Source organism: Streptosporangium sp. G11 (assembly GCF_051192615.1).
In the GTDB taxonomy this organism is placed as follows: domain Bacteria; phylum Actinomycetota; class Actinomycetes; order Streptosporangiales; family Streptosporangiaceae; genus Streptosporangium.
This window is the reverse complement of sequence record NZ_JBPJUQ010000032.1, coordinates 94,945-104,400: the sequence shown is the minus strand read 5'-3', so window position 1 is coordinate 104,400 and position 9,456 is coordinate 94,945. Positions and strand designations below refer to the sequence as shown.

The 9,456-nt window shown below is 68.8% G+C and carries 8 protein-coding genes; 4 read left to right on the top strand and 4 right to left on the bottom strand.

The window, feature by feature from the left end; all coding sequences use genetic code 11:
• Positions 1 to 1,017: 1,017 nt before the first annotated feature.
• A complete protein-coding gene (locus tag ACSDR0_RS27110; protein ID WP_435291696.1) occupies positions 1,018 to 2,208 on the bottom strand; it encodes a hypothetical protein in 1,191 nt (396 codons plus the stop codon).
• A gap of 3 nt (positions 2,209 to 2,211) precedes the next feature.
• Between ACSDR0_RS27110 and ACSDR0_RS27105 the strand changes: the two genes are divergently transcribed.
• Complete coding sequence (locus ACSDR0_RS27105) at positions 2,212 to 3,243, top strand: hypothetical protein (protein ID WP_435291695.1); 1,032 nt, start codon at positions 2,212 to 2,214, stop codon at positions 3,241 to 3,243.
• Between the two features lie 96 nt (positions 3,244 to 3,339).
• On the opposite strand, the gene ACSDR0_RS27100 is transcribed toward ACSDR0_RS27105, so the two are convergent.
• Entirely contained in the window at positions 3,340 to 4,266 is a 927-nt protein-coding gene (locus tag ACSDR0_RS27100) for an MBL fold metallo-hydrolase (RefSeq protein WP_435291694.1), read from the bottom strand.
• Between the two features lie 109 nt (positions 4,267 to 4,375).
• On the opposite strand from ACSDR0_RS27100, the gene ACSDR0_RS27095 reads away from it, so the two are divergent.
• Positions 4,376 to 5,146 carry a single-stranded DNA-binding protein gene (locus ACSDR0_RS27095; protein ID WP_435291693.1) on the top strand — a complete coding sequence of 257 codons (771 nt, stop codon included), beginning with the start codon at positions 4,376 to 4,378 and terminating at the stop codon, positions 5,144 to 5,146.
• Between the two features lie 193 nt (positions 5,147 to 5,339).
• On the opposite strand, the gene ACSDR0_RS27090 is transcribed toward ACSDR0_RS27095, so the two are convergent.
• Entirely contained in the window at positions 5,340 to 6,935 is a 1,596-nt protein-coding gene (locus ACSDR0_RS27090; RefSeq protein WP_435291692.1) for a DUF1015 family protein, read from the bottom strand.
• Positions 6,936 to 7,046: 111 nt separating this feature from the next.
• On the opposite strand from ACSDR0_RS27090, the gene ACSDR0_RS27085 reads away from it, so the two are divergent.
• A complete protein-coding gene (locus tag ACSDR0_RS27085) occupies positions 7,047 to 7,478 on the top strand; it encodes a tetratricopeptide repeat protein (RefSeq protein WP_329078985.1) in 432 nt (143 codons plus the stop codon).
• A gap of 369 nt (positions 7,479 to 7,847) precedes the next feature.
• The gene (locus ACSDR0_RS27080) at positions 7,848 to 8,864 is read left to right on the top strand and encodes an HAD-IIA family hydrolase (protein WP_435291691.1); all 1,017 of its coding nucleotides are present in this window, start codon (positions 7,848 to 7,850) and stop codon (positions 8,862 to 8,864) included.
• A gap of 169 nt (positions 8,865 to 9,033) precedes the next feature.
• Here the strand turns inward: ACSDR0_RS27080 and ACSDR0_RS27075 are convergent, their stop codons facing one another.
• On the bottom strand, positions 9,034 to 9,381 hold the full coding sequence (locus ACSDR0_RS27075) for an SCP2 sterol-binding domain-containing protein (RefSeq protein ID WP_435291690.1): 348 nt from the start codon (positions 9,379 to 9,381) through the stop codon (positions 9,034 to 9,036).
• Positions 9,382 to 9,456 lie beyond the last annotated feature (75 nt).

Sequence of the window (9,456 nt, the reverse complement as noted above, 5' to 3'; positions counted from 1 at the left end):
GCGCCGATGGTACTGCACCGGGGACGGTGTGGGAGAGTAGGTCACCGCCGGACAATCTTTTCGAAGGGCCCCCACCATTGGTGGGGGCCTTTCGTATTTTCACAGGTCTTTTTCGGGTCTTTCCTGGGTCTTTCTCGGGTCTTCATGGCCTCCCCGTTCCGGACCCTTTTCGGGTCCTTTTCTCGCCCTCTTCCGAGCCCCTTTCCGGGCTGTTTCCCGGAGGCGCCTGGTTTTTCGGGAGCGTCAGGGGCGCCGGGGTTTCCTCAGGGCCGTTGGGGTTTTCGAGGCCTCGGGGTTCCTGCTTTCAGAGGTTTGGAGCGTCGGGGCTGCCCGGCGTTCAAGGTTTCCAGGAGGTAGGGCTTCCACTGCGGGTGAAGGTCATTTTTTTGGCGTTTTGGAGGCGTTCACTGAGTGGCCTTCGGCTCCTGGGCCATCGTGGTGGCCGGCGGGTTATATGGCTCCGCAGTTCTCTCAAGGATCCCCGCAAAGGCCCCGCCGTGATGTCGATGATCATTTGTGGGCATGGGGGAAGGGCGTGTGGACTTTCGTGGGCTTGCTAGGCTGGAGGGGCCGGGCCACCCCACCAGCGGGTGGCCTTCGTCGCGCCAGACCACGATAGGGCGGGGCAGCGATAGCGAACGGGGCGCACCCCGCGGCCGGAGACCGCCCGCACAGCGAATCGTCCCCTCCGATCGAGGAGATGGGATGCGCTCGCAGAGTGAGCCAACGAATGGACCAGAAGTGAACAGTGACAACGGGCCTGAGGGCGCGGGCCGACGCGAAGAGGGCGAAAACCGCGGATCCGGTGGCCAGGGAGGCCACCGCAGCGATCGCGCAGGTGGTGACAGGGGACGTCCGGGCGACGGTCCCCGATACGGTGAGCGCCGAGAGGGGCGCCCGAGTGGTTCTTACGGCTCTCGTGATCGTGGCGACAGGCCGTCCTTCAACCGTGACGACCGCGGGTCCGGCCGTCCTCCGTTCAACCGTGACGACCGTCCGGGTGGCGGGCAGAGGTCCTCAGGGCCGCGTGGCGAGGGCCAGCGCCCCTACGGTGACCGTGACCAGTCCCGCGGTGGTTCCTATGGAGCCCGTGACCGCGGCGACAGGCCGTCCTTCAACCGTGACGACCGCGGCTCCGGCCGTCCTCCGGCCAATCGCGACGACCGCGGTGGTGAGCGCAAGCCGTTCAACCGTGATGACCGTCCTGCTGGTGGGCGTCCTCCCTTTAACCGTGACAGTCGTGGGGGAGACCGTCCCCCGTTCAACCGTGACGATCGTCCCGGTGGTGGCCGTCCTCCGTTCAACCGTGATGACCGTCCCGGCGGTGGTTACCGTGGTGATCGTCCTTCCTTCAACCGTGACAGTCGTGGGGGTGACCGTCCTCCGTTCAACCGTGATGATCGGGGTTCGGGTCGTCCTCCCGCCGGCCGTGACGACCGTCCTGGTGGTGACCGGCCGTCGTTCAACCGCGATGACCGCGGTGGGGGCCGTCCCTCGTACGGTGACCGCGATCAGTCGCGTGGTCAGTACGGTTCGCGTCCCGATAGTGGTGGGCGTCCGCCGTTCAACCGCGACGACCGTCCCGGTGGTGGGCGTCCGCCGTTCAACCGTGACAGCCGTGGGGGAGATCGTCCCCCGTTCAACCGTGACGACCGGGGTGGGCGTCCTCCGTTCAACCGTGATGATCGGGGTTCGGGTCGTCCTCCCGCCGGCCGTGACGACCGTCCTGGTGGTGACCGGCCGTCGTTCAACCGCGATGACCGCGGTGGGGGCCGTCCCTCGTACGGTGACCGCGACCAGACCCGTAGCCGCTATGAGTCGCGCCCGGATGGTGAGCGCAAGCCCTTCAACCGTGACGACCGTCCCGGCGGTGGTTACCGCGGCGATCGCCCCAGTTACAACCGCGACGACCGCGGTGGTGACCGGCCCTCGTTCAACCGCGATGACCGGGGTGAGCGCAGGCCGTTCAACCGTGACGACCGTCCCGGTGGTGGGCGTCCTCCGTTCAACCGTGACCGCGACGGTGAGGGATCCCGCACCCGCTACGGCCGGGATGACCGGCCCGGCGGTCGCGACGAGGCTCCCAGCGGCCAGCGTGAGGAGTTGCCCGAGCTCGCTCCGGACATCACCGCGGAGGAGCTGGACAAGGAGATCCGCGAAGAACTGCGTTCCCTTCCGCTCGACCTCGCGGATCTGATCTCCCGCCACCTCGTGGCGGCCGAGAGGGCCCTCGGCGAGGACGACGCGGAGCGGGCGTACGAGCACACGAAGGTCGCCCGCCGCTTCGCGGCCAGGATCGGGGTGATCCGCGAGGCCGTCGGCATCGCGGCCTACCGCGCCGGTCACTTCTCCGAGGCGCTCAGCGATCTGCGCGCGGCTCGCCGGATGACGGGGTCCGACTCGTTCCTGCCGATCATGGCGGACTGCGAGCGTGGCCTTGGCCGTCCCGAGCGTGCCCTTGACCTGGTCCGCTCCAAGGAGGCCGAGCGGCTCGACCGCATCGGCAAGATCGAGCTCGCCATCGTGGAGTCCGGCGCCCGGAGGGATCTCGGCCAGAACGACGCCGCGGTCATCACCCTCCAGCGCCTTCCCGAGCTGCGTGACACCCGTCCCCAGCCCTGGTCGGCCCGCCTCGCCTTCGCCTACGCCGACGCGCTGTCCACGGCGGGTCACGAGGGGCCGGCCACCGAGTGGTTCGGCCGGGCGATGGCCTTCGACGAGGACGGTGAGACCGACGCGGCCGAGCGCTACGCGGAGCTGACGGGCACTGTCATCGAGGACCTCGAAGAGGACGACGACGAGGACGGGGAAATCATCGACGGCGGCGTCGGCCTCCGGGACGACGCCGGTGACGAGGGTGACGACGCCGATGACGTCCATATCGACGATGACGCCGACATCGACGACGTCGCCGCTCTAGACGCGGAGATCGAGGACGAAGACGATCTCTTCGACGAAGAGTTCAGCGCGAACCGGCTCGCTGCCGACAAAGGCTCTTCCGACGAAGAGAACTCTCGCGAGAACGTCTCTTCCAAGGACGAGACGCTCGATGCCGAGCAGAAGGTGGAAGAGAAGCCCGGCAAGGTGGAGCGCGCTGTCGGTCCGGCCTTCATCGAGCCTGACTTCGGCGACATCCTCAGCGACGTCCCCGATGTCGACTCCGACGGAGACGACGACCTGGACGAGGATCGGGACGAGGACGACGAGCAGGGCCGGGGCCGGGGTAAGGCCGAAAAGAAGTAGTTCTGGAACTTTCACCGCATTCCGGGTGCACGAGCTGTGCACCCGGAATGCGGTGAAAGGCGCCTTTGGTGGTTCCGGCCTTTACGGGACACACCTTTACGGTTGGACCCGGTCCAGCCAGTGCAGGATTCCAGCCACATTGGACGGGGCGCCGCTCAGCAGCTCGAACTGCTCGGCGGTCGCCTCGTCCATTTTCAGGGCCGCGTAACGGTCGAGGGTGCGTTCCCTGACCATGGCAGCCGCGTGATCCAGGTCCATGCCCTCCGTGTGGGCCTGACGGGTCAGGTCGACCCAGACGCGAAGCTCCTCGGCGGAGCGCCCCAGGATCTCCTCCACATCCGCGACCGGTCCGTAGTGACTGAAGAGCAGCCTCTGCGGGCCCAGCGCTTTGAACAGGGCGATCGAGTCCAGCGCGGTTTGCAGGTCGAAGTCCGGCGGGGGTGTGGCGGGGCGCAGATCGCCCGTCTCAGGGAGGTAGACCCCGGCCGCGTCACCGACGTAGAGGTCTCCGGTGCCCGAGTCGATGAGTCCCACGTGGTGTCTGGCGTGCCCCGGCGAGTAGTGGCTGTTCAGGGAACGCCCGTTGCCGAGGTCGATCGTGTCGGTGTCGCCGAGCGCACGGATCCGTGAGGCCTCCGTGGGGGAAAGCTCGCCGAACAGGATGTCCAGCTTGTCACCCCAGACCATTCGCGCGCTGGCCATCAGCCTGGAGGGGTCGGCGAGATGCCGGGCGCCCTTCTCGTGAACCACGATCTCCGCGTCCGGGTAGAAACCGGCGATGTCACCGACCCCGCCCGCGTGATCCAGGTGGATGTGCGTGACGACGACCGTGGCGAGGTCTCCCGGGCCGACGCCCAGCGAGGTGAGGGCGTCGCGCACCACGGGAGCGGATGTGGAGGTGCCGGTCTCCACCAGGCAGGGACGGTCTCCGAGGATCAGGTATCCGGCCGTGATGCTGGAGTATCCGGCCATCCTCGTGTCGATCTCATAGACGTCCCCGCCGAGAGCGGTGATGTTGTCCACAGGCCACCTCATAACTGGAACCGGCATCCACAGAACGGTATTCGGCCGTTCCGGCGCAGCTCACATCGTAGAGAGTCGTCCTCGACCGGCAGGATCGAGGGAGGATCGTATGGATCGTAACGAGGTCATTCTCGTGGGCCGTCTACCTGAGGCGGCCCACATCAGGTCATTGCAGAGCGGGAGCACGCTCGGCACCTGGCGGCTGATCGTCCGGCGGCAGCACCGCGGGCGTGGCGCCCGGGTCGACACCATTCCGTGCGCGTCGTTCGAGACGGAGGTCATCGAGGCCGTGGCCGGTTGGCTGCCCGATGACATCGTCGAGGTGACGGGTTCGCTACGCCGCCGCTGGTGGGGAAGCGAAGGGGCCAAATCGTCCGGATACGAGGTCGAGGCGCGTTCGGTGAGACGTATCGAGCGTAAGGTCACCACGATCCTGACCGGTGACGAGGGGGTTCCCGTGCCCGCCCCGGCCCGGTCGGTGCGCTCACTTCTGCACGTGGGGAAGGGCGCTGGGGGACAGGGCGCGGAGCCGCGGCTCACCCCGGCCAGGCCTGACCTCACCTCAGGCGGACCGGCTTCCACCCCGGCCGGGTCGGGCCTCGCTCCGGCCCAACTGGAATCCGCTGAGGCCGGACAGGGTCCCGTTCCGGCTGGGCCAGACCTCGCCCAGGCCGGACCAGACCTCACCCAGGTTGGACCGGACCCTGCTCAGGGCGGGCCTGACGGCCCCGCCCTGGCTCCAGCGGACCTCGCTCCTGAAGGCGAGCGGGTGTCGGTTTCCCAGATCGCGGAGGTGTTGACCCCGGGCCGCCCGCAGGTGGTGTCCTACCCCGCGACCCCCGCGACGCGTGTGGGCGTGGCCTCCGGAGTGGGCGGATGACCGGTGTTTTTCTTCCGGAGCATGCTGGATTCCGAGATCTCGGACGGGCCTCCAGGATCTCGAGTCTCGGAGCCCCTCGGTCGATCCCGGGCCGCCCGCAGGTGGTGCCGTCCCTACGGCGTGTGGGTGTGGTCTCCGGAGCGGGCGGGTGACAGGAGTCCGCTTCCTCTCAGGGCTCCGGCTCCTTGAATTCTCAGGGTCCGGGCTTCCCGAGGGGCAGGTTGTCCGCGGATGGTGCCCGTGTCGGGGTGAGCAGGCGCAGAACCAGGCCGGTCCTGGGCTTCGGGCCGAAGGAGGTGGACTTGCGAGGCACCCGTTCCCCCTGCGCCGCGACCGCGAGCACGTCGTCGACCGCCAGCGGGCGCAGCAGCACCGCGGTCCCACCCGAAGCCTGTGCGAGCCGTACGGCGGCTTCCGGGTCGTGGTGGACGATGCGCACCGACAACTCGTCGTCCCGCATCCCCCACACCTTGGGCAGGAGGAACTCCGCGAGGATGGAGGTGTTCAGGGCCCGCCACCTGGCCGAGCGCTCGGACGGCATGGCGTGTTCGAGCTGGTCGGGGTCAGGATCGGTGAGAAGGTGGGCGAACCCGCCGTCGGACAGCAGGTAGGCCGGCCCGTCGGTCTCCTCCAGCGCGGTCAGGCCTTCGGCCAGGTTCGCGTGCTCATGCACCTGCCACGAGCCCTTGGCCTTGGCCAGCGCCTCCTCAAGCGGCAGTCCGGGGATGACCCGGTGGATGGCCTTCAGATCAGGCGGATAGGCACTGGAGTCCACCAGGAGCGCAAGACCGAAATCCCATGGCTCAGGCTTCACGGAACTCGCCGGTGTCACCGCCCCCACGGGTCTCACGGGGTCCGTCGATGTCTCCGATGCCCCGGGTCTCACTGGTGTCAGGGGTTCCCCCTCTGTCGCCGGCCCCCCCGATCCCACGGGTTCCCCCTGTGTCGCCGGTGTCACCGATCCCGCGGAATTCGCGAACTCCGCCGGTGTCACGGGCACGGGCTCCGCCGGCGTCGCCCGTCCCGCGGTTTCCACACGCTCCACGAACGTCTCTGCCGCACCGGCCGTGGTCGGGGCGGCGCCACTCGTGGGGGCGGTGCGGTGTTCCCGCTGGAGCGCGAGGTAGGTGGCGTAGCGGTGGTGCCCGTCGGCGATGAGGGCTTGGCGAGGACGGAGGTCGGCGTCGATGGAGGCGAGTTCCCCGGCGTCGGTGACGGCCCACAGCCGGTGCCTGACCCCGTCTCCGGTCTCCGCCTCCGCCAGCGGAGGGCGGGACGCGGCGACATGGTCGACGAGGCGGGTGGTGGCGCCGCCCGCACCGTCGTAGAGCAGGAAGATGGGTTCCAGGTTGGCTTCCGTGGTGCGCATCAGCGCCAGCCGGTCGGCGACCGGTCCAGGCATCACGTTCTCGTGAGGCAGGACGATGTGCAGCTCCGGACCGGCCAGGCCCACGTCGCCGATGATCCCACGCTGCAGGACCCCGGGGCCCGACTGCTCGTAGACGTATACCGCGGGGGTCCTGTCGGCGGCCAGCACCCCGGAGGAGAGCCATTGGTGAAGCGTCTCCCGCGCCTCGGCGTATCTGTGGCGGTCGGTGCCGGGAAGGATCAAACGGACCACGTTGTTGGGGTGGGTGTCGAGCAGCTTTCGCACGCCGGCCTCGTCGATGAGGTCGTAAGGCGGTGAGGTGACCCCGGCCAGATCGTCGACCGTGAACCGTACGCCGCGAAACGGGCGCAGCACCAGCCCGTCGGGTATCGGCAGTTCAGGATTCGCCATAGAGGGCATGCTGCCATAAAGGCCTGAAACGGCCGGGGGCCGCTTCGAGTCTGTGGTGGTGCCCGGTCCGTCAGGGAGTCGGCCAGATCTGTCGTCTGTCGATGAAGGAGGCCTCACATAATGGTCCAAGGACGTGGCGGTCCGTCTGATTCCCCCAGCCCTGAGACGGGCGCTCCGGTCGGGGACGTCTACGAATGGTTTCAACGAGGGATGAGGCTGCTGGCCGAGGGCAGTCCGGCGGCGGCGGCCGCGCTGCTGGAGCGGGCGGCCGACGCTGAGCCGGAGTCGCGGAGCATCCGTGAGGCTCTCGCCCGGGCGCAGTTCAACTCCCGGCAGTACGCCGACGCCGTCGACAGCTTTCGCTGGATCATCGACGCCAATCCGGCCGAGGACTACGCGTATTTCGGACTCGGGCTGGCCCTGTGGCGTACCGGGGACATGGAGGGGGCTCAGGAACCGCTGGCCATCGCCGTCGCGATGCGGCCCGACCTGCGGCACTACGTTTCCGCGTTGAAAAGTGTCCGCGCCACGTTGCGTGCCCGCAGAATGTGATCCACGAGGTGTGATCCATACAAGTCCACCGATGTGTCTCGCACGCCCCGGATGTGGCCTCGCATGCCCCCGGATGTGGTCCATACGAGTTCGCCGGTTTGGTCTCGCCCGCCCTTGGATGTGGTCTCGCGCGTCCCTGAATGTGGTCCACACGAGTCCGCCGACGCGATCCTGCACGTTCCCGGATGTGATCCCGCACGCCCCCGGATGTGATCCCGAACGTCCTCGGACGTGGTCCGTACCTGCCTGCCGGTGTGGCCCGCGGGTGCTCGCCCGATGTGATCGGCATGGGTTCGCCGGATGTGATCCACGCGGCTCTGTCGCCCGGGATTTGTGCGGGTGGTGGAACGTGGGTGATGAAATGGGCCAGTGGACACGAATACGCTGATCGACCCGTATGACACTCTTCTCCTTGACCTCGACGGGGTGGTGTATCTCGGGCGCAACGCCGTACCGGCGGCTCCCGAGGCCCTGCGCCGGGCGGCGGAGCGTGGTGTGCGCCTCGCCTACGTCACCAACAACGCCTCACGCACCCCCGCCGCCATCGCCCAGCACCTGCGTGCGCTGGGCGCTCCGGCGACCCCCGAGGATGTCGTGACCTCAGCCCAGGCGGCCGCGCGGCTCGTGGCCGAGCGGGTCGAACCCGGCGCCGCGGTGCTGGTGGTCGGTGGGATGGGGCTGCGCTCCGCGTTGCGCGCCCACGGACTGCGGCCGGTCAGCACCGCCCTGGACAGCCCGGTCGCGGTCGTCCAGGGCATCGCTCCCGATCTCTCCTATGGCCTGCTGGCCGAGGGGACACTCGCCGTGAAGGAGGGGGCACTCTTCGTCGCCGCGAACGCCGACTCGACCATGCCGACCGGCAGGGGCGAGCTTCCCGGCAACGGCGCGATGATCAGGGTCATTGCCACGGCGACCGGGGTGGAGCCGATCGTCGCGGGAAAGCCCGAGCCGCCTCTGCACCGCGAGTCGATGCTCCGTACCGGATCGCAGCGGCCCCTGGTGGTCGGTGACCGGCTGGACACCGACATCGAGGGTGCGACCAACGCGGGGGTGGACAGCCTGCTGGTCCTGACGGGGGTGGCGGGCCCGCTCGACGTGCTGACCGCCGCTCCCCGGCACCGGCCCACCTATGTTGCCGCTGATCTGGCCGACCTGCACCGGCCCTACCCCGAGGTGCGGCGGATCGGGGACGGGTGGACCTGCGAGGGCTGGACGGCCCGCTGGGAGGAGGGCGCGCTCACCCTCGAAGGCGGGGGCGAGCCGCTCGACGGGCTCCGCGCAGCCTCCGCCGCGACCTGGGAAGCCGCGGGTGAGAACCGGGCGGACGAGGACGCTGTGAAGGCGGCACTCGACTCACTCTCGCCGCGAACCTCGCACTCCGGCTGAGAGGGCCGCCTCAGCCCTCGCGGCTCCCGTCCCGCGTGATCCAGCGTGATCCCATGTGATCTCGCGCGCTCCGACGGGATGCCGCGCCGCCGGCTGGGAGTCGTGGCCGAGCCGGCCGTCGCCGACCTCCGGGGCTCCATCGGCGTGATCCCGCCCCCGGGCGGGATCCTCAAAGAAGCTTGCGCAGGCGGAGAAGGTCGCCGAAGCTCGCGTCGACCTTGACCCGGCCACCGAAGACGGCCCGCCCCATGTCGAGCTCCCCGTTGACCAGGGAGACGAGATCATCGCTGCCGATGGTCAGTTTCACCTCGGCCTCCCTGCCGTCGTCCGGGGAGAGGTCCTCGAAGGGGCCGAGGCCGCCGTGGTGGAGGCGGCCGTAGAAGGTGACGCCGAGATCCTTGATGTGGCAGCTGATGCTGCGCTCGACCACGTGCTTGGCGCGGCTCTCCTGGTCAACCTCGTCGAACTGCTCGCCGAGTTTGCGCAGTGCCACTCGGCACTCGTCGACGGTCGCCATCGCGTGGCGCTCCCTTCTCTCCCTGACCGATCCGAATCCCTTTCAGGTACGGACGGTAGCGTTCCACATGGGTAA

Coding starts and splice junctions, on each gene's coding strand:
- ACSDR0_RS27095 (WP_435291693.1), top strand. CDS start 4,376: ATGGATCGTAACGAGGTCATTCTCGTGGGCCGTCTACCTGAGGCGGCC.
- ACSDR0_RS27090 (WP_435291692.1), bottom strand. CDS start 6,935: ATGCCCTCTATGGCGAATCCTGAACTGCCGATACCCGACGGGCTGGTG.
- ACSDR0_RS27085 (WP_329078985.1), top strand. CDS start 7,047: ATGGTCCAAGGACGTGGCGGTCCGTCTGATTCCCCCAGCCCTGAGACG.
- ACSDR0_RS27075 (WP_435291690.1), bottom strand. CDS start 9,381: ATGGCGACCGTCGACGAGTGCCGAGTGGCACTGCGCAAACTCGGCGAG.